Annotated in this window: 17 protein-coding genes and 1 pseudogene; 12 read left to right on the top strand and 6 right to left on the bottom strand. The window is 60.7% G+C overall.

What is annotated here, in order from left to right; genetic code table 11:
• Positions 1-4: 4 nt before the first annotated feature.
• Both FO488_RS11530 and FO488_RS19440 read right to left on the bottom strand, forming a co-directional pair.
• Entirely contained in the window at positions 5-421 is a 417-nt protein-coding gene (locus FO488_RS11530) for an MGMT family protein (protein ID WP_149210689.1), read from the bottom strand.
• Positions 422-478: 57 nt separating this feature from the next.
• The gene (locus tag FO488_RS19440; protein WP_168205999.1) at positions 479-640 is read right to left on the bottom strand and encodes a hypothetical protein; all 162 of its coding nucleotides are present in this window, start codon (positions 638-640) and stop codon (positions 479-481) included.
• A gap of 186 nt (positions 641-826) precedes the next feature.
• On the opposite strand from FO488_RS19440, the gene FO488_RS11525 reads away from it, so the two are divergent.
• Complete coding sequence (locus FO488_RS11525) at positions 827-2,395, top strand: SUMF1/EgtB/PvdO family nonheme iron enzyme (RefSeq protein ID WP_240732272.1); 1,569 nt, start codon at positions 827-829, stop codon at positions 2,393-2,395.
• Positions 2,396-2,492: 97 nt separating this feature from the next.
• Here the strand turns inward: FO488_RS11525 and FO488_RS11520 are convergent.
• Positions 2,493-3,457, bottom strand: a pseudogene (locus FO488_RS11520) (NRDE family protein).
• Between the two features lie 138 nt (positions 3,458-3,595).
• On the opposite strand from FO488_RS11520, the gene FO488_RS11515 reads away from it, so the two are divergent.
• The 9 genes from FO488_RS11515 (at position 3,596) to FO488_RS11475 (ending at position 14,468) form a co-directional block, all read left to right on the top strand.
• Complete coding sequence (locus tag FO488_RS11515; RefSeq protein ID WP_168205998.1) at positions 3,596-5,599, top strand: TonB-dependent siderophore receptor; 2,004 nt, start codon at positions 3,596-3,598, stop codon at positions 5,597-5,599.
• A complete protein-coding gene (locus FO488_RS11510; protein ID WP_168205997.1) occupies positions 5,599-6,231 on the top strand; it encodes a YfiR family protein in 633 nt (210 codons plus the stop codon). Before FO488_RS11515 ends, FO488_RS11510 begins: the two co-directional genes overlap by 1 nt.
• Positions 6,228-7,781, top strand: coding sequence for an ATP-binding protein (locus tag FO488_RS11505; RefSeq protein WP_149210685.1), 1,554 nt, complete (start codon positions 6,228-6,230; stop codon positions 7,779-7,781). Before FO488_RS11510 ends, FO488_RS11505 begins: the two co-directional genes overlap by 4 nt.
• A 65-nt stretch (positions 7,782-7,846) precedes the next feature.
• Positions 7,847-10,309: a response regulator gene (locus tag FO488_RS11500; RefSeq protein ID WP_205743263.1), complete on the top strand. Its 2,463-nt coding sequence runs from the start codon at positions 7,847-7,849 to the stop codon at positions 10,307-10,309.
• Positions 10,310-10,491: 182 nt separating this feature from the next.
• Positions 10,492-11,286, top strand: coding sequence for a c(7)-type cytochrome triheme domain-containing protein (locus FO488_RS11495; RefSeq protein ID WP_149210684.1), 795 nt, complete (start codon positions 10,492-10,494; stop codon positions 11,284-11,286).
• 32 nt (positions 11,287-11,318) lie between these two features.
• A complete protein-coding gene (locus tag FO488_RS11490) occupies positions 11,319-11,627 on the top strand; it encodes a hypothetical protein (protein ID WP_149210683.1) in 309 nt (102 codons plus the stop codon).
• A gap of 40 nt (positions 11,628-11,667) precedes the next feature.
• Positions 11,668-12,483 (top strand): c(7)-type cytochrome triheme domain-containing protein, encoded by an 816-nt coding sequence (locus FO488_RS11485; RefSeq protein WP_240731882.1) that lies wholly within the window; start codon positions 11,668-11,670, stop codon positions 12,481-12,483.
• An 84-nt stretch (positions 12,484-12,567) separates the two neighbouring features.
• Entirely contained in the window at positions 12,568-12,891 is a 324-nt protein-coding gene (locus tag FO488_RS11480) for a YkgJ family cysteine cluster protein (RefSeq protein WP_149210682.1), read from the top strand.
• A gap of 77 nt (positions 12,892-12,968) precedes the next feature.
• Positions 12,969-14,468, top strand: a complete 1,500-nt coding sequence (locus tag FO488_RS11475) for an IS1182 family transposase (protein WP_240732271.1) — start codon at positions 12,969-12,971, stop codon at positions 14,466-14,468.
• Positions 14,469-14,538: 70 nt separating this feature from the next.
• Here FO488_RS11475 and FO488_RS11470 read toward each other — a convergent pair whose 3' ends face one another.
• Complete coding sequence (locus tag FO488_RS11470) at positions 14,539-15,861, bottom strand: dicarboxylate/amino acid:cation symporter (protein ID WP_149210681.1); 1,323 nt, start codon at positions 15,859-15,861, stop codon at positions 14,539-14,541.
• Positions 15,862-16,416: 555 nt separating this feature from the next.
• Between FO488_RS11470 and FO488_RS11465 the strand changes: the two genes are divergently transcribed.
• Positions 16,417-17,598: a glycosyltransferase family 4 protein gene (locus FO488_RS11465; protein WP_240731880.1), complete on the top strand. Its 1,182-nt coding sequence runs from the start codon at positions 16,417-16,419 to the stop codon at positions 17,596-17,598.
• Positions 17,599-17,685: 87 nt separating this feature from the next.
• Positions 17,686-19,182, top strand: a complete 1,497-nt coding sequence (locus tag FO488_RS11460) for an AAA family ATPase (RefSeq protein WP_149210680.1) — start codon at positions 17,686-17,688, stop codon at positions 19,180-19,182.
• A 59-nt stretch (positions 19,183-19,241) separates the two neighbouring features.
• Here FO488_RS11460 and FO488_RS11455 read toward each other — a convergent pair whose 3' ends face one another.
• The gene (locus FO488_RS11455) at positions 19,242-20,657 is read right to left on the bottom strand and encodes a sigma-54 dependent transcriptional regulator (protein WP_149210679.1); all 1,416 of its coding nucleotides are present in this window, start codon (positions 20,655-20,657) and stop codon (positions 19,242-19,244) included.
• Positions 20,654-22,435: a transporter substrate-binding domain-containing protein gene (locus FO488_RS11450; RefSeq protein ID WP_149210678.1), complete on the bottom strand. Its 1,782-nt coding sequence runs from the start codon at positions 22,433-22,435 to the stop codon at positions 20,654-20,656. The genes FO488_RS11455 and FO488_RS11450 overlap by 4 nt, the downstream gene beginning before the upstream one ends.
• Positions 22,436-22,491: the final 56 nt, after the last annotated feature.

Below are 22,491 nucleotides of genomic sequence, written 5' to 3'. Positions count from 1 at the left end.
ACCGTCACCGTGCCGTTCCTCGTCCTCTGTCGGGGGATGTGCGCCCCTGCACCGGGCTGGGGGAGTCTCCGGGCAGCCCCTCGTCTTCTCGGTCCCCGGGGCGAGGGTGCCATTGAAACTTGGCCAGCGGGATGCGGCCGCGCCCGTCAAAGCTCACCCCTTCGCTTTCAAGGCGAAGCCGTTGCACCATATCCGCCGGGTTGCCGCCGGAACGCGGGCTGATCAGCCCCCTGGCGTTCACGACCCGGTGCCACGGGACGGGAACCCGGTCGTGGAGGGCGCTCAGGGCATAGCCCACGAGCCGCGCATGGCCGGGCATGCCCGCCAGGCAGGCAACCTGCCCATAGGTTGCCACGCACCCCGCGGGGATGAGCGATACAACGGAGTAGATCTTCTGGTGTGCGGTTATGTCTGGCTGCATGGCGGGGCCCTCGGCGCCTCTCCTTTCCTCCCGCCGCAGACGGGCAGGCGGAAATGATCATTCAACTACAAAACCGGTATGGCAATCAACACAAAACGAAACTTCTTTTCTCATATCTTCACGCAAAACACAAACGCCTGCCGCCATCCAGGCCGTTTCCGCAGGCAAAACCATACGAGAAGAGCCCCGGCAGCCGTGACATTTTAATCCACATTTCATCTGCGTCCCTTGTGTCTCCTGTCTTTGGGCGCATGGCTCTATCCGAACATGCCGGAATAGAGTCTCTTTTTGTTTTGTTTTTTTGTGCGTTTGTGGCTATATTTGCATCATTGCGGACAAAATCACGAATAGAGAACTCGCATTGAAATGATAGTGTGACGGAAGGGGAGGTGTCTTTTGAAAAGCGTGTGTGCATGTGCGGCCGTATCCCTGGTGCTGGCATTCTCCGGCGCGGCGTTCGGGGCCGTATCAGAGGGGCAGTTCTCGGTTTCACCCATGATCGGCGGCTATACCTACGATGGGGGCCAGCATCTCGACACCGCCCCCATGTATTCCCTCAGGGGCGGCTACAATCTCACGGACCGCATCGGCGTGGAAGCCGGGCTGGATTACTCCATCACCTCATCCAGGCTGAAGACGGACAAGAATGTCGCCATTTTCAAATATGGCGTCGAAGGTTTGTACCATTTCATGCCGGACAAGAAGCTCGTGCCGTTCGTGGCCGCCGGACTCGGGGGGTACAATCTGTCCGGCCCCTCGACCCTTGTCTCCAGAAAGCTGATGGGCTTCATGGACTATGGCGGCGGGGTGAAATACTTCCTGTACGATCGGTTGGCGCTGCGTGCGGATGTGCGGCACGTCGTGGCCAATGCCAGTGCCTTCGAGTACACCCTGGGCGTCACCATCCCCTTCGGCGGCGCCAAGGGACAACTCAAGCCGGTGTCGGCGCCGGCAGCGCCCAAATCCGCTGCCGGGAAGTCCCAGGGCAAGGCCAAGGTGGCCCAGGAGGTCCCCCTGAAAAAGCCGGCCGAAGAGAAAGCCGCGCAGAAAAAGGCCGTCCCTCCGGTCGCCCCGGCAGAAACTCCCGCGCCTTCCCAGCAAACGGCCAAGGCGGCGGGCGAGCCGGCGGTCAAGGCCATGCCTGCTCCCGCCGTTGTCGTCCCTACGGAGGTTACGGATACTGCCTTCAACATGCAACTTGTCTCCATCCCCGACGCCTGCTACACGATGGGTGATCCCTCCGGCAAAGCCCTTGTCCCCCATGAGGTATGCCTCAGCGCCTTCAGCATTTCCAAGCTTGAGATCACCCGTGAGCTGTTCCAGCAGTTTGTGGAGAGCAGCAATTATGTGACCGATGCGGAGAAGAACGGCGGGTGCTACACCATCACCGCCGGCAAGGAAACCCTGAATCCGGCAGCCACCTGGAAAAATCCCGACTTCTATCAGAGCAAGAAGGACCCGGTGGTCTGCGTTTCCTGGAATGATGCCCAGGCCTTCACAACGTGGCTTTCCCAGAGCAGCGGCAAAAAGTACCGGCTTCCCACCGAGGCGGAATGGGAGCTCGCAGCGCGGAGCGGAGGCAAGCAGGAAAAATATGCCGGCACCGGCACGGATGCCGACCTCTACCGCTTCGCGAATTTCTGCGATAAGAAATGCATCTATGAATGGAACGACCCGTCCCAGAACGACGGTTACTGGAGCACCGCACCGGTGGGAAAATATGCTCCCAACGGCTTCGGCCTCAAGGACATGTCCGGCAACGTGGCGGAATGGGTGCAGGATTACTTTGCCGAGGACTACTATGCCGCCAGCCCCAGAATGAACCCCAAGGGGCCGGGCGCCGGAACAGGCCACACGGTGCGCGGCGGGTCATGGCGCAGCCAGAAGGATGCCCTGTCCGTCACGAGCAGAGGCTCCGCGGCCACCGGCAACGCCTACGACAACATCGGTTTCCGGGTCTGCCGGGAGCCGTGACCGGCAAAGGGCCGGGATGTGACGTACAAAAGAGGCGCATCGTTCGTTCGATGCGCCTCTTTTGTTTTCCGGCCCCCTGGGCAGTGCGTTGGAGACGCTACGTCGCGGTCCGGCCGGGAAGGCTGACCTCCACGGTTTGCAGAACCCTGCGGTCGGCGGCATAGCTGCGCTCAAGAAAATGGATGCCGCCTTCCCGCTCCACGAGGATGACGGTGGAGCTGCGGGTGCCGTAGCCGTCGCCGGCGATGAAACGCGGCGACAGCATGCGTTCCCGTTCCCTGCCGACCCCGGTGTCGGGGAGAAGGGGATCGGGGAAGGGGGTCGCATCGGAGAGGAGTTCCAGCAGCGCTTCCGGAGTGATCCGGCCATCCCGGATGAGACGTCCCAGACCTTCTTTCGCGGTCGTTACCTTGGGCCAGGGGGTATCGAGGAGGTGATTGCTCAAACCGTGAATACCGGGCGCAACGCGCAGGGGGGCGGTATCGCTCCGGTTGGAACCGTACCAGAGTTCTTCCCGGTCGGCTACGATCAGGTTGAAGCCGTTGTAGTCGCCCCGTTTTGCCAACACCCCTTCCAGGTAGGTCCGGGGGGGATCGGCTCCGTCAGAAAGCCGGCGGTCAAGGTGCCCCGTGAGAGCCGGGGCGTCTCCGGGTCGCGGGCCGGGTCCCGGAAATTGGTGACCGCGGCCAGGCGGCCGTCGGCGGTGATGCCGAGCCACGTGCCCCCGCAGAGCAGGTCGCGCCCAGCCAGGATGTGGGGCGCGTCTTCCCAGAATGCCGCGGCCAGGGTGGGGCGGTCATGAAACTCGTCCCGGTTTGCCGCCAGGATGAGACGGTAGCGTGGGTGGTGATCCAGGGCAAAGACAGCCAGACACACGGAGATTCTCCCCGATTGGATTGTCAGATCGGCCGGAACGTGGACTCCGGCTCTTTGTTGAAGTGTATCAGAACGGTTCCCGCAGGTCCAGTAGCGCACATGAGGACAGGGGTATAACGGGGGCCTGGCCGGTTCGGAGTCGGCGCCGGAAGCTGCCGTATGGGACGATTCGTTTACACTATGCATTTTAATTGCAACGAGGTATTTAAAAGTGATTAACAATGCTGTATGGTGCTGCAATACCGACTGAATATTTCTACCGGGAGATATGAGACTATGGTGTGGCCCCCTGTGACTGCCGCTGTTTCGCATGCCGGTAGGGCCATGGGACGCGTGGTCCTTGTCCCTGTGGTCCTCCTCATTGCCGTTGCAACGTGCTGGGGGGGCGGACCGGGCGGCCAAGGCCAGAACGCTCCGGGCGAACTGACCGACATGAGCCTGGAAGCGCTGATGGAACTCAAGGTCTCCTCGGCCGCCAGGAAGGAACAGCGGGTGGCCGACTCGGCTGCGGCCGTTTTCGTCATCACCCAGGAGGACATCAGGCGTTCGGGGGTGACCAGCATCGCGGATGCGCTCCGCATGGTCCCGGGGTTGGACGTCGCCCGGATCGATTCGAACAAATGGGCCATCTCGTCCCGGGGATTCAACAGCCGGTTTGCCGGTGAGATGCTGGTCCTGTTCGATGGCCGGGTCGTCTATACCCCCTTGTTTTCCGGGGTGTTCTGGGATCGCCAGGATACGGTGCTGGAGGATATCGACCGCATCGAGGTCATACGGGGGCCCGGAGCAGCCCTGTGGGGCGCCAACGCGGTGAACGGGGTCATCAACATCATCACCAAACCAGCGGATGAGACCCCGGGAGGGCTGATAGCCGCAGGTGGAGGGACCGGGGAGCGCGCTTTCGGCAGCGTCCGCTACGGGGTTGCGCTCGGCAGCCACAGCGATCTGCGGCTGTACGCCAAATACCTGGAACGGGACCATTTCAAGGACAGTAACGGCACCGACGGCGCCGATAGCTGGCACATGGTCCGGGGGGGCTTCCGGCTCGACTCGAGCCCTTCCGGCCAGGACACCCTGACGGTGCAGGGGGACGTCTATGACGGCAGGTTGGGTGAAACCTACATCAACATGCTGCCGGACTCCGGCACGCGCAATACCGTGACCCCGGTCTCCGGCGGCAGTATCCTCGCACGGTGGAAGCGCTCCTTTTCGGAGCGTTCCGACATGTCCCTGCAGCTCTACTACGACAGGTCGGAGCAGGATCTCAACGTCATCGGCGAAAAGCGCGACACCCTGGACCTGGATTATCAGAACCGTTTTCCCCTGGGGAGCGATCATGAAATCACCTGGGGGCTCGGCTATCGCTTCACCCATGATACCATAGCCAACTCCTCCTATGTGTCCATCACCCCCGACAGCCAGGACAACCGCCTCTACAGCGCCTTTGTGCAGGACGACATCACGCTGGTAGCCGACAGGCTCCACCTCGTCCTCGGTTCCAAGTTCGAGCATAACGACTACACCGGTTTTGAGGTCCAGCCCACTGCCCGCCTGCTGTGGACCCCCACCAGGCGGAACTCCGTCTGGGTGGCCGTTTCCCGGGCGGTCAGAACCCCGTCCCGCGGGGAGGCCGGGTTTACCCTGTACGCCTCCACGCCGGCCTCGCAGCAGGCGCCTCCGGTATTTTTCAAGTTCAACGGTTCCAACCGCCTCGCGGCGGACGAACTCATGGCCTATGAGCTGGGATACCGGGCCGAGTTCGCAGAGGGGTACTCCTTTGATGCGGCAGCATTTTACAACGTTTATCACCGGCTCGATGTCCTCAGCCAGGGGCAGCCGTTTTTCGAGACCTCCCCGGACCCGCCCCACGTGGCTATCCCCGGTTATCTCAACAACTCCGGGAGTGCCCAAACCTGCGGTTTCGAATTGGCGGCGGACGCCCAACCGCTCCCCTGGTGGCGCCTGCGTACCGCCTACACGTTCCTTCAGTTTGTGGAAGAGCACGCGGCCCCCGATGCCATCCCCTGGGACCCCAAGGGGGAGAGCCCCCGCCACCAGCTCTCGGTCCGTTCCTCCCTGGACCTGCCCCGCGACGTGGAGCTTGACCTCTGGCTGCGTTATGCCGATCAGCTTCCGAATCTGGCGGTTGGCAGCTATGTGACCCTGGACGTCCGTTTGGCGTGGAAGCCGGTGAAAGGCGTCGAGTTGTCGCTTGTCGGCCAGAATCTGCTCCACGACCGACAGGTGGAGTTCCAGCAGCAGATTTTGAACACCAAGCCTGCGGTCGTCGGCCGCAGCATGTATGGCAAGGTCACATGGATGTTTTGATGCCCTCTTGTCCGCAGCAGGCATCTCCGCCCCGCAAGGGAGGCCGGTGTACGCCGTTTCGGTGTGATCGCCGGGGCGGTGGTTGGGGCGCTGTCGTCGGCGCGCTTGCCCTGGCCGGTTCGTACCTCCTGTTCGCCGCCACCGCCCACGCATTGCCGGAGCCTTCGGACGAGTACCGGATCAAGGCGGCCATGGTGTTCACCATGACCAAGTTCGTGGAGTGGCCCTCCGGGGCCCTCGGGGGCGAGGGGGCGCCGCTCGCCATCTGTGTCCTGGGCATAGGGCCGTTCGGTCAGGCCGTTGAAAGCCTCAAGGGGAAAAGCATCAAGGGGCATCCCATAACCGTCAGGCAGATCTTCCGGGCCGGGGAGATCGGCGGGTGCCAGGCCCTGGTGATCAATGACTCCCAGCGCCGCCAGATGCGGACGGCTGTCGAACGGGCCCAACAGCACGGCGTGCTCACGATGGGCGATATGCGCCGGTTTGCGAAGGCCGGCGGCATGGTCGGGTTTATCGTCCAGGAAGGCAGGGTACGGTTCGAGATCAATCCGGAAGCGGTCCAGAGGTCCGGGCTTATGATCAGTTCGCAGGTTCTGAAGCTGGCAACCATCGTCAGGGAAGAGGAACAATGAAACAGCGCCTGCTCTCCGCCATACAAAACCTCTCCATCAGGCACAAGATGACGCTCCTCATCATGCTGATCTGCGGTATTGGTCTGGTGGCCTCGTCCCTGGCATTCGTCATCCGGGAGGCGCACGGCATCCGTGCCGCCGAGAAGGAGGATCTGGCTTCGCTTGCCGAGATCATCGGCAAGAACTGCGCCGCGGCCCTGATGTTCAGCGACTCGAAGGCGGCCCGGGAGACGCTCGTCGCCCTTTCTGCCAAAAGTACCATCCGCGCCGCCTATGTGCTGGATGGCGCCGATCGCCTGTTCGCCCGCTACCTGTCGGTGGCCAAGGGGGCCGGAAAGTTTCCCCTTGAAATGCCGGCCGCCCCCGCGCCCCCGCACCTCTCCCCTGCCGTCTTGCAGAAAATCCGCTCGGAAGCCGACAGCCTGCCCGGGCTGCCCGGCTATTTCGGCATCACGAAACCGGTCGTTTGGGACGGGCAGCAGGTCGGCACCGTGGTCTTGCTCTCGGATATGAGCGTTTTCATCAGCCACCTCCGCTGGACGCTTGTCTCCACCCTGGTAATCCTGGCCGGCTCGTTCCTGCTCATCTATTGGCTTTCGTCGCGCCTGCAGCGGTTGATCTCCGATCCGGTGCTGTTTCTCTCGGATACGATGAAGCGGGTATCGCGCGAAAAGGATTACAGCATCCGGGTGGTCCGGCAAACGGACGACGAGTTGGGCGAACTCATGTCCGGTTTCAATGCCATGCTGGAGCATATCGAACTGCGGGACGATCAACTGGAAGAGGTGAACCGTTCTCTGGAACGGCGTGTTGCCGAGGCCGTTGCCGAACTGCGCCGCAAGGACCAGATGCTCGTCCAGCAAAACCGTCAGGCAGCCATGGGGGAAATGATCAGCAATATCGCCCACCAGTGGCGGCAACCGCTCAATGTCGTCGGCGGCATCGTTCAAAATATCCAGCTTTCCTACGAGAGCGGGCATCTCGACCGGGAAAGCCTGGAGTTCGAGGTCCGGGAGGCGATGGACGCCATCCTCTATATGTCGCGCACCATCGACGATTTTCGCAATTTTTTCCGCCCCGGCAAGGACAAGGCGGTCTTCAGCCTCAACCAGGTCGTTGCCACGTCCCTTGAACTGGTGGGGGCGAGCCTGAGAAACAGCGGCATCGCCATCGACCTGGAGCAGGAGGGAGAGGTCAGCGCGGAGGGGTATGACAACGAATATTCCCAGGTGCTGCTCAATATCATCAATAACGCCAAGGATGCGCTGCTCGCCCACGGGGGGGACGACCCGCGCATCCGTATCCGGGTGTTCGGCGACAACGGCCATTCCGTGGTGACGGTCCGCGACAATGGCGGCGGCATCCCGGACAGCATCCTGCCGAAGATCTTCGATCCCTACTTTACCACCAAGGAACCGGGGAAAGGGACCGGCATCGGCCTGTGCATGTCCAAGGTCATTATCGAACAGAACATGGGTGGAAAGCTTACGGCATGCACTGTTGACGGTGGAGCGGAATTTAGGATAGAACTGATTTCAGCCGTGACATGACCGACGCCGCACAGAGAGGGAAACCAGTGCCAGATACCAACCCGCGAGGAGCCACGATTCGGATCGTGGGGATCTATTTCATCTTCGGCTGCCTGTGGATTCTCTTTTCCGACAGCGTGGTGGAGGCGCTGTTTTCCAGCACCGCCCTGATGACGCGCATCTCCATGTACAAGGGGTTCCTGTTCGTCACCATCACCGCATTGCTGCTCTATAAGCTCTTTTACCGCTATGTCCTGAAGATTGTGGAGATGAACCGGCAACTCCAGACGACCGAAGCGGAAGTCCTGCACCTCTCCTCCTTCCCCGGGTTGAATCCGAATCCGGTTATGGAAATCAGCCGTGCCGGGCAGCTCATCTATGCCAATCCTGCCGCGCAGGAGATGCTTGCCCTTTCCGGCCAATCCGACCCGCAAACCGCTCTTCCGTTGGATAGCGGCAGTCTGTTCTCCGTCTCGGAGGGGAACGCAAAGGCTTCTCTCTACCGGGAAGTCCGGCACAACGACCTCATCTGGGGCGTGACCGCCTGCTATGCCCCTGAATTCGACACCGTCCGGCTGTACTATGCCAATATCACCCACCTGAAGCTCGTGGAGAGCACGCTCCAGGAAAGCGAGCAGCGCTTCAGGAGCCTTTTCGACAACATGACCGAGGGGGTGGCGCTCCACCGCTTTATCAGGAATGGGGCGTCAGAGACGGCAGATTACCGGATTGTGCAGGTCAACCCCGCCTATCAGAGGGTGCTCGGCATCTCCGGGGACGGGGTGGTCGGCAAGCCCGCTTCGGAGGTCTACGGAACCAGTGAGCCTCCCTATCTGGATGAATACCTGTCGGTGCGGCAATCCGGCCGGCCGCTCAGTTTTGAAACCTACTTCGCGGCAATGGACAAGCATTTCGCCATTTCGATCATCCCGTGGGGAGACGACGGCTTTGCCACCATCTTCTTCGATATCTCCGTGCAGAAAAGGATCGAGGAGTCGGGCCGGCGTTCGCTTGTTTTCATCGAGACCATGTTGGAGAACGCGCCGGTGGGCATCACCGTGTACGATGGCGAAACCGGCACCTGCGTTTTGGCGAACCAGACCATCGTCGATATGATCGGCGGCAGCGTCGAGGATGCCCGGGCTCAGAATTTCAGGGAAATCGAGTCATGGCAGGCGGCCGGGCTTACCGTTGTCGCCGAAGCGGTGCTGCGCGACGGTGCGGCCAGACTCCTGGAGGTTGAAATCACCACGATGTTCGGAAAACAGGTGGCCCTCGACAGCTCCCTGTCACGCTTCGATGTGGAGGGGAAACCCCACCTCATGATCGTGTCCGTCGATATCACCGGGAAAAAACGCCTGGAGGAGCAGCACTGGCGTATGGAAGCCCAGATGCTCCATGTGCAGAAACTGGAGAGCCTGGGGGTTCTTGCCGGAGGGATCGCCCATGATTTCAACAACATCCTGATGGCCGTGCTCGGCAACGCCGACCTGGCGAAGATGCGCCTCTCACCCACATCGCCCGCCTGCGAGAACATCGACCAGATAGAAAAAGCGGCCCGGCGGGCCGCCGATCTGGCCCGCCAGATGCTGGCATACTCGGGAAAAGGGCACTTCGTCATCGAATCGCTGAACGTCAACGCCGTGATCGAAGAGATGACCCACATGCTGGAGGTCTCCATCTCCAAAAAGGCGGTGCTGCGCTACAACCTCGCCCACAACCTGCCGGACATCGACGTTGACGCCACCCAACTGCGCCAGGTCATCATGAATCTGGTCATCAACGCCTCCGAGGCGATCGGCGAACGTAGCGGCGTAATCGCCATCTCGACGGGAGCCGTGGACTGCGACCGTGGCTATCTCTCCGAGATGTGGATCGACGACCGCCTGCCGGAGGGGCTGTACATCTATCTGGAGATAGCCGATACCGGCTGCGGCATGGACAAGGAAACCATCTCCAAGATCTTCGACCCGTTCTTCACCACCAAGTTCACGGGGCGCGGCCTCGGCATGGCGGCGGTTCTCGGCATCATCAGGGGACATCACGGGGCCATCAAGACCTATAGCGAGAAAGGGAAGGGGACAACGTTCAAGATCCTGCTGCCCGCCTCATCCTCGTCCGAATCCGGCGCCGCCGTGCTGCTCCATGAGGGCGAAGCCCTGAAGGGAAGCGGAACCGTCCTTCTGGTGGACGACGAGGAGACGATCCGCGCCCTGGGCAAGGATATGCTCCAGTTTCTCGGCTATCGCGTCCTGACCGCGGCGGACGGGCGCGAATCGCTGGAGATCTTTCGCCGGAACAGGGACGATATCGTGTGCGTGATCCTGGACCTCACCATGCCGCACCTGGACGGGGAGCAGACGTTCCGGGAACTGCGCCGTATCAAGCCGGAGGTGCGGGTGTTGATGTCCAGCGGCTACAACGAGCAGGAGGTGACCCAGAAGTTTCTCGGCAAGGGGTTGGCCGGCTTCATTCAGAAGCCTTACAAGGTCACGGAACTCGGCCGCAAGCTCATGGGGGTCATCGCGCCGGAGCGACAGCAGGATTAGTATTGACAGAACCGAAAACTTGGAAGATAAGTGGCTGTAGTTGTGTCGCTTTTTTGGGGTAATGTCGTTGCCCCTGCGGAACGTCTTTGCGCGGCAATGGTTTTCCCCGTTTCTGGACGCGCTCCCGTACGCCGGGCCGGGGTATGGCGCCCCGATTGATTTCACCGTCTGAGGAGGTAACCATGAGAAGGGCACTCTTCGTTGTACTGGTTCTGTTCGTGGGCGCAGGCATAGCCTGGGCAAGCGGGACGAAAAAAAGAAAGCTTCCCCCCTACGAATTCGGCGGCGTGACCATCAACAACTACTCCCAGCAGGCGGGCCTGCCTCCGGTGGTGTTCGACCATTGGGTGCATCGCCAGTATTTTACCTGCAGGCTCTGCCATGTGGATATCGGCTTCGGGATGACCGCCGGCGCGACCAAGGTGCGCGCCATGGACAACATGAAGGGGTACTATTGCGGCACCTGCCACAATGGCAGGATGAGCGTGAATAAGAAAAAGGTCTTTGAAGCCTGCGCCAGGGAGTACGGCAGGGAGGAGTTCAAGCGTTGCGTGAAGTGCCACGCCCTGGAGCGGGATACGGCCAAGGAAGAGCAGTTCTACCGGTTTGCGGATGCCATGCCGAAGGAGCGCTTCGGCAACGGGATAAACTGGGAAAAGGCCGAGGAAGAAGGGCTGATCAAGCCGCTCGACCAACTCGAAGGCGTTTCCATCATGAAGCAGAAGCTCAAGGTTCAGCAGGACTTTTCGCTCAAGGCAAAGGTCGAAGGGATGCCCGACATCATCTTTTCCCACAAAAAGCATACGGTCTGGAATGGCTGCGAACTGTGCCATCCCGAGATCTTCGTCGGCATCAAAAAGGGGACCTCGAAATACTCCATGGTTGAACTTTTCGACGGCAAATATTGCGGCGTCTGCCACGACAAGGTAGCATTCCCCCAGACCGACTGCCTGCGCTGCCATACCAAACCGGTATAGGCGGGCGCTTAAGGGATAACGGAGATACGGCGATGCGAACAACAACACTGACATGCACGGTTCTGGCGGTATGTCTTGTCCTGTCCGCCGGTCTGTCGAAGGCGTATTGCGACGAGGTGTGGCGAGCGGAGTTCGAAGATGCCTGCGCACGGACCACTGACGTTATGACCCTCTCCGCAAACGAACTGCAGGCCCTGATCGAACGATGCGAGCGGTTGCAGAAGGTCATCGGGCAACAGGAGGAAACCGTCCGCAGGGTATATTTGAAACGGCTCCAGATGTGCAAAAATCTCTATGTCTACATCCTTGAGGCCAAAAGCAACGAGAAGCAGCAGAAATGAGCCGGCAGGGAACCGGCGCCCCCGACGAGACGAGGTGCGAGTGAAGACTTGGATGAGCGCAACGCTGTTTTTTGCCGCCGTGCTGCTGCTGACGCATCTGGAGAGCGGCCTGGCGATGGACCGGAGCGAGTTGGGCGCTGTGATCAAAACCATCCCGCCCAACGGCCCCTTCTGGAAGTACGGCACCCTCGTCATGCACCGCAGGACCAAAAAGGCCGGGATGGCGCCGGTCGTGTTCGCCCACTGGAGCCACCGGGCCCGTTACACGTGCCGCGTGTGCCACCTGGATCTGGGGTTCAGCATGCACGCGGGGGATACGGGCATCACCCGCGCCCAGTATACCGCGGGGAAATACTGTGGCGTCTGCCATGACGGCATAACGGCGTTCGGGGTGCAGGACGGCGAGTCTTCCCAATGCGCCCGCTGCCACATGAAGGATACCCAGGCCTTGGAGGCATCCTTCGAGTCCTTTGCCGCCGCGCTGCCCATGGCAGGCTTCGGGAACGGCATAGATTGGGCAGGGGCGCTCAAGAACGGCAGGGTCAGTCCGAAGAACTCCCTTGCTTCAACCGCCCCCTCCATGCCGCTTCCGGAAAAACTGCGTCTGCCCATGAAGCTTGGCACCACGGCTCCCCGAAGCGACGTGACCTTCTCCCATGAAGACCATTTCAGCGAGCTCGACTGCTCCAGTTGCCACCCCGACATCTTCAATATCAAGAAACGGGGCACGGTTGATTTCTCCATGGACAGCAATATTTTCGGCAACTACTGCGGTGTCTGCCATATGCGGGTTGCCTTTCCCATGAATGACTGCAAGCGCTGCCATCCGCACATGAGCAGCTTCACAGGCTTCTGAGCGAACCATCCTTCGCGGCGGGTCGGCCCGGCCCGGATGATTAGGGGTTGACACCTTCCCGGTGCCTGATTTACCCTTCGCGCCATGATTGATGCCATCAACAATGATGACCAGTGGGACAAGCTCTGCAAACAGTGCGGCCTCTGCTGTTTCGAAAAGCTGGAGGACGAGCGCGGCACCATCCTCTATACCCAGACCCCTTGCCGTTATCTGGATGTGACAAGCCGGCGCTGCAAGATTTTTGAACGACGCTTCGAAATCAATCCGAGCTGTGTGAAGCTGACGCCGGAACTGGTCCCAAGCCTCCACTGGCTTCCCAACGATTGCGGCTACCGCCGATCGACCGTCGAACTGCCGATAGAGCCGCGGCGGATCAGGAGACGGTGGAAAATGGGTCGGCGCAAATAAAAAAAGCCCGCGTGGAGCGGGCTCAGACTGCTGACAAAGTCCTCGCCTCTGGCGGGGACTTTTTTTATAATGCTTGCATGCTTATCGAGAACGACACCCGTCAGATTTCCATGGAGTTTGTGAGTATTGAGGAACTGGTTCCTTCTGATCATCTGCTGCGCAAAATTGACAAGGCTATCGACTTCGGGTTTATCCGTGAGCGAGTAAAGAGCCTCTACTGCGCCGACAACGGTCGTCCGGCAATTGATCCAGTAGTCCTGTTCAAGATGCTCTTTATCGGCTACCTGTTCGGCATTCGCAGTGAGCGGCAGTTAGTCCGGGACATTCAGGTCAACGTGGCCTATCGCTGGTTTCTGGGCTTTGGCCTGACCAACAAGGTGCCCGATGCTTCAACTATCAGCCAGAACCGCCGCCGGCGTTTTTCCGAGAGCACGATCTATCAGGACATCTTTGACGAGATCGTGGTCCAGGCTGCCAATCGCAAGATGGTGGATGGCAGTGTTCTTTACAGCGATTCAACTCACCTCAAGGCCAATGCCAACAAGCACAAGTTCGAAGTCCTCGATGTTCAGAAATCGACTCGCGACTATATGGCACGACTGGAAGAGGACATTGACCAGGACCGAGAAGCCCACGGTAAGAAACCGCTAAAAGCCAAAGAGATTGCCCCGGAAGTCAAGGCAACCAAGGTAAGCACCACCGATCCCGATAGCGGCTATATGGTGCGTGAAGGCAAACCGGAAGGGTTCTTCTATCTAGACCACCGCACGGTTGACAGTCGTCACAGCATCATCACCGATACCTTTGTCACCCCTGGCAACGTCCATGACAGCATTCCCTATCTTGCTCGCCTCGACCGTCAGCGGGAACGCTTCGGCTTCGATGTGGAGGCGGTAGGTCTCGATGCCGGCTACTTCACCGCCGGCATCTGCAAAGGGCTTGAAGAGAGGGATATCTACGGCGCCATTGCCTATCGCCGCCCCACCCATATCAAAGGCTATCTGCGTAAGAGCGACTACCGCTACGATGCGGCAACCGACGTCTATAGCTGCCCTCAAGGCCACCTTCTTCGTTACCGAACCACCGATCGCATAGGCTATCGTCATTACGCTTCAGATTCATCCCAATGCAAGTCCTGCCCTCTTCAGCCCCAATGTACCAAATCTGCCAACTTCACCAAGATAGTTACCCGGCACATCTGGCAGGACCATAAAGACCGGATCAATGAGCATCGCTACACGGAACAGGGTAAAGAGATCTATCGCAGACGAAAGGAAACGGTCGAGCGGAGCTTTGCCGATTCCAAACAACTGCACGGTCATCGTTATGCGCGACTACGTGGGATCGGCAAGGTCTTTGAGCAGTGTCTGTTATGCGCAGCGGTCCAAAACATGAAAAAGATCGCCTTGGTGGTAGACCGGGACGACTTATTGCGCTTATTTGGGCTGTTACAGACGTTTAGAAAGCCATGGAAGCTCTATAAATGGATTGCCAAGGACCTCTATTCGCTAATAACAACACTCAGGCAAATTACACTCGAACCGTTCATAACCCTGAAAATAGAAAACCCCGCCTGAAAAGACGGGGTTTGTCAATGGTCTGAGCCCGCGTGGAGCGGGCTTTTTCTGTGTGCAGGGTGTTTCGCCTCTAGTCGGCAAGCATCTCCGGTTCGCTCTCGGGGATGGCGAATCCGTGGGGTTCCTCGGAGCCGGTCAGATTGTTGTTGAGCACATGTTTCATTCGCTCGACGTCAAGCTCGTTCTCCCATCGGGAGACAACGATCGTGGCGATGCCATTGCCGACGAAGTTGGTCAGGGCGCGTGCCTCGGACATGAACCGGTCGATGCCCAGGATCAGGGCCAGGCCAGCCAGGGGGATGGTGGGAATGGCGGCGAAAGTGGCGGCGAGGGTGACGAAACCGCTTCCCGTAACTCCGGCGGCCCCCTTGGAGGTAAGCAGCAGTACGGCGAGGATGGTCAGGGTCTGGGTCCAGGTAAGGGGGGTGTTGGTGGCCTGGGCGACAAACAGCGCTGCCATGGTGAGGTAGATGGAGGTGCCGTCCAGGTTAAAGGAGTAGCCGGTGGGGACGACCAGGCCGACCACCGATTTCTTGCACCCCAGGTTTTCAAGTTTGACCATCAGTCGCGGCAGGGCCGATTCGGAGGACGAGGTGCCCAGGACGATCAGGAGTTCCTCCCGGATGTAGCGGATGAACTTGAAGACGTTGAAGCCGCAGAGCTTGCCTATGGGGCCAAGCACCAGCAGAACGAAGAGCATGCAGGTAAGGTAGAAGCTTCCCATGAGCATGCCCAGCTTGGAAAGGGACCCAACCCCGAACTTGCCGATGGTGAAGGCCATGGCGCCAAAAGCCCCGATCGGCGCGAATTTCATGATAATGTTGACGATGCCGAAGAGGGCCTGGGAGATCTGGTCGATCAGCCGGTACACCGCTTTCCCCTTTTCCCCGAGGGCCGACAGGGCAAAGCCGAACAGCAGGGCAAAGAGCAGTACCTGCAGGATGTCGCCTTTGGCAAAGGCGTCAACTACGCTCGACGGGATGATGTTGAGCAGGAAATCCACCATGGTGTGGGATTTCGCCTGGGTGGTGAAGGCGGCGAGCGCCTTTGTATCAAGCTTGGTCACATCGGCGTTGAAGCCGTCGCCCGGCCGGATGACGTTCACCACGATAAGACCGATGGCGAGGGCCAGGGAGGTGATCACCTCGAAGTAGAGCAGCGCCTTGGCACCGACGCGGCCGACCTTCTTCATGTCCTCCATGCCGGCGATGCCGGTGACGACCGTGCAGAAGATCACCGGGGTGATGATCATCTTGATCAGCTTGATGAACCCGTCCCCGAACGGCTTCATGGCAACGCCGGTTTCCGGGTAAAAGTTGCCGAGGACAACGCCAATGGCAATCGCCGCAAGCACTTGGACGTACAGATGCTGGTAAAACCTCTTCGTTTTCATACACATCCCTTTCATCTGTTTATTTAAACCGTATTTGGTTCAGATTGTCGCCTGTCTGGAGCCGCTGCTGGGCAAATATAAAACCATATCAGCAAGGTGAATACCAACTTGATGCCTGTATTCAAGTAGCCGGAATTGAACGTTAAACACTGTTTTATGGTTTTGGGCTGTGATTGAAAGGGTATAACCAGGGTTATGCGGTGCTTGGGAGGCGGTGCGGAACCGCCTGATACTGCGTAAAAGATTGGTGGTATAACCGATGTTATGGGTATAATTTGGGTTATACCCTTTGGTCCCGGGCGGTTCCCCCCATGCCGGGGCCTGCTTTTTCCGGACAGGAACGACTGCCCTGCGGGCTGCTGCCAGCCAGGGGGGCGCGTGCTTCCAGGCGGCGTACTTGTTCCGATTTTCTCGGAATTTACACATTTACTCCATGCTCATGAGGTTATAAACTCGTACCGGCAAAACATAGAACCGCTTCACGCGACTTTTTGCCAGCCGGCCCGCCGACAGCCGCGAGGAGAACGGCAAGCGCGTGAAAGGAAAGGATACATTTTGCTTGAGAGAAGGCTCAGGATCATGCTGCTTGCCCCGGCCCCCTATTTTGGAGACTGCGGGAACGATGTGAGGGTCTACGAAGAGGCAAAGGCCCTTGTCCGTTGCGGCCATAATGTCCGGATTTTTACCGGCCACTTCGGGCGCGACATGCCGGGAGTGTCAACCACAAGGATGTCCCGTGTCCCCTGGCTGAAACGAGTGCCTCGGCACCATTCGTGGCATAAGCCCTATGTCGATCTGCTCATGTCACATCAGGCGCTCAAGTTCGCCCGAATGTTCAAGCCGCACCTGATCCATGCCTATGGGCACGAGGGGGCCTGGATCGGCGGTCGGGTGAAAAAACGGCTGGGCATCCCCCTGGTGTTCGATTACCAGGGAAGCCTCGCCGGTGGCATGGTCGAGGAAGGCTTTCTCAAGGAAGGCTCGTTGCTGCACCGCTTCAATTCCTGGCTGGAACGGCGCATTAATGCGCGCTCCGCCGATCTTATCCTTGCCAGTTCCGGTTCCGTGGCCCGAAACCTCGTCGGCCGGTGGGGGGTTGCCGCGGAAAGAGTCGCATCCCTGGCGGACGGCGTCGATACTGCCCTGTTCCGCCCTCACCCGCGCGAGGAGGTGCGCACCATGCTGCGCCTCCCGCATAAGGCGCCGCTTGTGGTATATCTCGGTACGCTGGATCGCAACCAGGGTATTGATACCCTGCTCTCCGCCATCGTCCTGCTCAAGTCGAAGGGGAGTCCGATCCGTTTTCTGATCATGGGGGCTCCCGAAGAAGAGTACCGGACCAAGGCCCTGGAACTCGGCATAGAGCGGATGATGATCTTTACCGGCAGGGTTGACTACGCAAAGGCCGCGATCTATCTCTCGGCCGGCAACGTTGCCGTATCCCCCAAGCTTTCCCTGGTCGAGTCCAACGGCAAGCTGTTGAACTACATGGCCTGCGGGCTGCCGACCGTCGCCTTTGACCTGCCCGCAAACCGGGAACTGCTGGGGGACTCCGGCGTATATGCCGCCTACGGCGATTCCACCGATCTGGCCGTCAAAATGACTTGGTTGATGGGAAACAGGGACGAGCGGGTGCGGCTTGGCAGGTTGGGGCGTGAAATGGCAGAACAGTTGCATACCCTTGATGCCCATGGCAGGGCTTTGAGCGAAATCTACCGGACCCGCCTGAAAATGTAGCCTGCACACCGGCGTTGTGGCCCGCGCACCGAAAGACATGGCAACATCATTATAGGATGGCCGTTCGAGTTCTGGGGGAGGGACGTTATGGAAAATCTGACGCAGCAGCAGATGATGCGCATGATCGGCATCGGTACGGTGCTGTTTTATGTCGTTACCGGCAATGAGCAACGCAGCGAGCGGCTCTTAAATCAGGTCGCCGCGCGGCTCAAGGGAATGGGGACTCCCCTTGTCTGGACCTGTACCACGGGCCTCTGCCGGGACGGGGCCGTGGTACAGGATACGGCAGACCCGCTCAGGGCCCTCGATTTTGCCATCGCCCAGCCCGGCCCCTTTATGATGATCATGAAAGACGTTCACCGGTTGTGGCGTGACAATCCGCTGTTGGTCAGAAAGCTCAAGGACCTTGCCGCCGCCTCGAACGGCAGGGGAAAGGTGACGGTCATCCTGGGGGACGAAGAGTGGGTGCCCCAAAGCCTCCGGGAGGACAGCATCATCGCAACCCAGGGGCTTCCCGGGATCGAGGAGATCAAGGAATTTCTGAAACATCTGCTGAGCCGGGAGCCGTCGTTTGCCAAGGCGTGCCAGGAGGACCCCACACTGTTCGAACGGCTGGCGGTGGCTGCCCGGGGGCTCGATCTGGTCGATCTGGAACGGTCGGTGCGTCTGCTGCGTCTGGATGGCATGGCGGGCGGCACCGACCCGGTGGCGGCGCTTCTGGAAAACAAGCGGCGGATCATTCAACAGAGCGGCATAATGGAGCTGGTCGTGGATACCGCCGGCTGCAACCAGCTCGGCGGGATGGAGAACCTCAAACATTGGCTGGAACGGCGCACCAGAGCCTTTGGCTTGGAGAGCATATCCACCGGAGTCGGGCTTCCCCGGGGGGTGCTGGTCATGGGGATTGCCGGCTGCGGCAAGTCGCTGTTCGTCAAGGCGATCTCGGCGGAGTGGCATCTTCCCCTGATTCGGCTCGATATGTCAACGGTCTACGGCGGCTTGTTCGGCACACCGGAGGCCAGTTTGCGCCTGGCGTTCGATACGGCGGAGGCGGTGGCACCCTGCGTGCTCTGGATCGATGAAATAGAGTCCGGGATCACGACCCACGGCTTCAAGTCCGAAGGCGGGGCGGCGTCCCGGGTGCTCGGGACCTTTCTGACGTGGATGCAGGAAAAGCGTGAGCCGGTGTTTGTGGCCGCCACGGCGAACGCCATCGAAATGCTTCCGGCGGAGGTGCTGCGCAAGGGGCGCTTTGACGAGATATTCTATGTGGGCCTGCCCGAAACGGCGGCCCGGGAGCAGATCTTTCGCATCCACCTGGCCAAGCGGCAGGTGGCCCCCGCCTCCTTCGACATTCCCCTCCTGGCCGGTTCCACGCGCGGCTTCTCCGGCGCGGAGATCGAGCAGGCCGTCAATTCGGCTGTTTTCGAAGCCCTTGCCGACCAGCGGCCCATGACCCAGCAGGACCTGATGGTCATGATCAGCCAAACGGTCCCCCTGTCCATTACCATGGCCGAACAGATCAAAAAGATCGAGGCATGGGCTTTTAAGCGGGCGGTGCCGGCATCGGGCAAATTCAGGTAGCCTTCACGGAAGACGCTGAAGGGTAACCGGCCATTGGCTGGGGCTCCGGACGGCGCGCCTCATTCCTCCTGCTCGCGCGCCAGTTTGAGGCGTTTGCTCAGGGCGGGCTGGGAGATGCCGAGCAAGCGCGCGGCGATGGTCTGGTTGCCTTTGGCGCGGGTTATGGCCTCGGCAACGAGCAGTTCCGTCGCCTCCGCAAAGGAGGGGAGCCGTTCCAGATGGGCAAAGGGGTTGCCTTCGGGAGCGGCGGCCACGGACGCGGCCTCGGGCCGGCCGATGCCGCGCAAAAAGGTGTCCATGGAGAGGATGTGGTCGCGGTGGACGCTGACGGCGTCATAAATCATGGCCTTCAGCTCGCGCACGTTGCCGGGAAAGGAATAGGTGGCAAGGAGCTGGGCCAGTTCCCGGGGAGGGGTCGGCTTCTTCTTTCCCAGGGCGTGGGCGACCTTGCCGAGGAAATAGTCGAGCAAAAGCGGGATGTCTTCCTTGCGCTCCCTGAGCGGCGGGACCTGGACGTGGTGGGTCCGCAGGCGGTAGAAGAGGTCGCGGCGGAATCTCCCGTCCGCCTCCTTCTGGACGAGGTTGTGGTGGGTGGCCACGATGATCCGCGCCTTGAGGCGTTTTGGGCGGTCGCTCCCCAGGGGGAAGTATTCCCCCTCCTGGAGGAGTCTCAGGAGCTTGACCTGGGAGGGGATGCTGAGATCGCCGATTTCGTCCAGGAACAGGGTGCCGTCGGCGGCCTCCTCGATCATCCCCCGGCGCGGCTGGTCGGCGCCGGTGAAGGCCCCTTTGGTATGGCCGAACAGGGTGTCGGCAAACACCGTGTCGTCCAGGCCGGCCACGTTCACCGCCACAAGCGGTCCCGCGCAGCCGCTCAAAAGGTGGGTGGCGCGGGCCAGGAGCTCCTTGCCGACCCCGCTTTCCCCGGTGATGAGGAGCGGCTGGGGACTGACCGCAACCGCCTCCACGTAGGAAAAAATGGCGTGCATGGCCTGGTTGGCCGTGATGATGGCGGTAAAGGCCTCGGGATGCCGCAGCGCCCCGGTAAGGACGCGGCTGGACATCTCGTGGTTCTCGCGCTGGAGTTCCAGCATCCGGATGGCGCGCAGCACCCCCCCCACCAGCCGGTCTTCCTCCACGGTTTTGACGAAATAATCGAAGGCCCCGAGCCGCATGCAGCGTACGGCGGTTTCCAGCTGGTTCATGCCGCTGATCACGATGGTGGTGGTCTTCGGATGCTGTTCCGCGATCATGGTCAGGAGGTCTTCTCCCGAGACATGGGGCATGGTGAGGTCGAGGAGGATCAGGCCCACATTGCGGGCGGCGAGGATCTCCTTCACCTCCCGGCTGTCCTGGCAGGTGAGGATGTTGGTGATGCCGGCGGACCGCTCCAGGGTGAGGGAGAGGGAGCGGAGCCAGGCCGGCTCGTCATCCACCAGGAGTATGCAAAAGGGGGGGTAGAGGTTCTGGCTCATGGCGTCTCCTCGGCGGCCGGGAGGGTCAGGATGACGGTCGTGCCCGCGCCGGGGGTCGAGTTGAATTTGAGCGTCCCGCCGTGCTCGTTGACGATTCCCGCCGACACCGAGAGGCCGAGCCCGGTCCCCCCCGTCTCCCGCTTGGTGGTAAAGAACGGATCGGTAAGGCGGGGGATATGCTCGGCGGCGATGCCGACCCCCTCGTCCGTTATGGTCAGGGCCACGATCCTGGCGTTGCTGACGCGGAAGGTGGCCAGGGCGATCCTGCACTCCGTGTTGGGCAGCGCCTGGCAGGCGTTGAGCAGGAGGTTCACGACCACCTGCTCGATGCGCTGGGCGTTGCCCCGTACCTGGGGGATGTCGGCGGCGTATTCCGCCGAAAAATTGACCGTCGCCTTGCGCAGCGAGCTGTCCACCAAACGCACGGCCGCCTGGGCCACCTGGTTCAGATCGAAGAGGTCGCTGCCGGAGTTGTCGTCTTGGCGGGCGAAATCCTTGAGTTCCTCCACGATGCGCTTGATGCGTTTGGAGCCTTCCAGCATCTCGTCCAGCATGTGCGGGACCTCGTTGCGCATGCGCGAATAGGGGAGCCCGCCGAGGGGGAAGTCTCCGGATTCCCGGTAACGGGCCTCCAGCACCTCCACCGAGTCCTGGTAGACCTCTTTGAGGATCGGCATGTTGAGCAGGATCAGGCCGTTGGGGTTGTTGATCTCGTGGGCCACGCCGGAGACGAGGATCCCTAGGGAGGCCATCTTGTCGGCCTGAATGAGTTTGTCCTGGTGGCGGCGGAGTTCCTCCAGGGCCCGTTTACGCTCCGCCGACTCGCGGGCCAGTTCCTGGGTCCGCAGCGCCACGCGCTTCTGGAGGGTCCGGGACCAGACCACCGTGGCGGCCAGGATGAGCAGGAGCAGGATCAGGACCAGGGCGCCATAGCGTACGGCCCGCTCCCAGGAAACCGGCGGCGGCTCCAGGGTGCCGAGCCATTTGTCGTAGATCGCCTGATACTGGCCGGTTTTGTGGAGGATGGCGAGCCCTTCGCTGATGCGGGTCATCAGCTCGTCGTTCCCCTTTCTGACGCCATAGCAGTATTTCTGGGCGGCAATGCTCGTCGCCACCGGGACGACATTCGTCAGGTGGAGTTCCCGGATGAGGTACATGCCGGGCAGGATGGCGACGACCGCGTAGTCGTGGGCTCCCGAGGCGAGCAGGCGCAGGGCGTCGGCCGGGGTTTCGGCGAAGTGCAGATTGCCGCTGAAACCGAGGTTCCTCAGGGAATCGTGCATGATCCCGTCGCGGAATACGATGATCTCCTTGCCGCGCAACTCCTCGATGGAGTTGACCGGCCTCGTGTCCTTGCGGGCAAAGATGGCGTGGTGGACGATGGTGTGCGGGGGGGAGAAGGTGATGGAACCCAGGCGCTCTTCCGAAAACGAGATCCCCTGGAGGACGTCGATCTCGCCGTTCATGAGGGCGGTGCGCATCTCGGACCAGGCGCCGAAACGGAATTCCACCTTCATCCCCATGACCTTGGCGATGGCCCGGGTGAGGTCCACGTTGTAGCCGGCCGGCTGGCCGTCCTTGTCCAGGAACTCGTAGGGGGGGTAGGCGCGGTTGCCGCCGACGATGATGACCTTGTCGCCCGGATTCCGGCTCTGGTCGTCGGTGGCGCCCGAGGCGGGCAGGGCCGCGAGACACAGGACGACAAGGGCGAGGCCGGCCTGCAGGATGCGCCCGAGGCCGGCACGGATGCCGTACCCATGGTGTTGTCGGTCTGGCATGATCACTGTTATCCCTGCTCCCCGTACAAAAATCATCCCGTCAGTAATACCACAGC

The organism is Geobacter sp. FeAm09, assembly GCF_008330225.1.
Lineage (GTDB): Bacteria > Desulfobacterota > Desulfuromonadia > Geobacterales > Pseudopelobacteraceae > Oryzomonas.
This window is presented reverse-complemented; position numbering and strand designations above follow the sequence as displayed.

Coding starts and splice junctions, on each gene's coding strand:
- FO488_RS11475 (WP_240732271.1), top strand. CDS start 12,969: ATGCTTATCGAGAACGACACCCGTCAGATTTCCATGGAGTTTGTGAGT.
- FO488_RS19440 (WP_168205999.1), bottom strand. CDS start 640: ATGAAATGTGGATTAAAATGTCACGGCTGCCGGGGCTCTTCTCGTATG.
- FO488_RS11515 (WP_168205998.1), top strand. CDS start 3,596: ATGGGACGCGTGGTCCTTGTCCCTGTGGTCCTCCTCATTGCCGTTGCA.
- FO488_RS11470 (WP_149210681.1), bottom strand. CDS start 15,861: ATGAAAACGAAGAGGTTTTACCAGCATCTGTACGTCCAAGTGCTTGCG.
- FO488_RS11495 (WP_149210684.1), top strand. CDS start 10,492: ATGAGAAGGGCACTCTTCGTTGTACTGGTTCTGTTCGTGGGCGCAGGC.
- FO488_RS11480 (WP_149210682.1), top strand. CDS start 12,568: ATGATTGATGCCATCAACAATGATGACCAGTGGGACAAGCTCTGCAAA.
- FO488_RS11510 (WP_168205997.1), top strand. CDS start 5,599: ATGCCCTCTTGTCCGCAGCAGGCATCTCCGCCCCGCAAGGGAGGCCGG.
- FO488_RS11490 (WP_149210683.1), top strand. CDS start 11,319: ATGCGAACAACAACACTGACATGCACGGTTCTGGCGGTATGTCTTGTC.
- FO488_RS11455 (WP_149210679.1), bottom strand. CDS start 20,657: ATGAGCCAGAACCTCTACCCCCCCTTTTGCATACTCCTGGTGGATGAC.
- FO488_RS11505 (WP_149210685.1), top strand. CDS start 6,228: ATGAAACAGCGCCTGCTCTCCGCCATACAAAACCTCTCCATCAGGCAC.
- FO488_RS11460 (WP_149210680.1), top strand. CDS start 17,686: ATGGAAAATCTGACGCAGCAGCAGATGATGCGCATGATCGGCATCGGT.
- FO488_RS11530 (WP_149210689.1), bottom strand. CDS start 421: ATGCAGCCAGACATAACCGCACACCAGAAGATCTACTCCGTTGTATCG.
- FO488_RS11450 (WP_149210678.1), bottom strand. CDS start 22,435: ATGCCAGACCGACAACACCATGGGTACGGCATCCGTGCCGGCCTCGGG.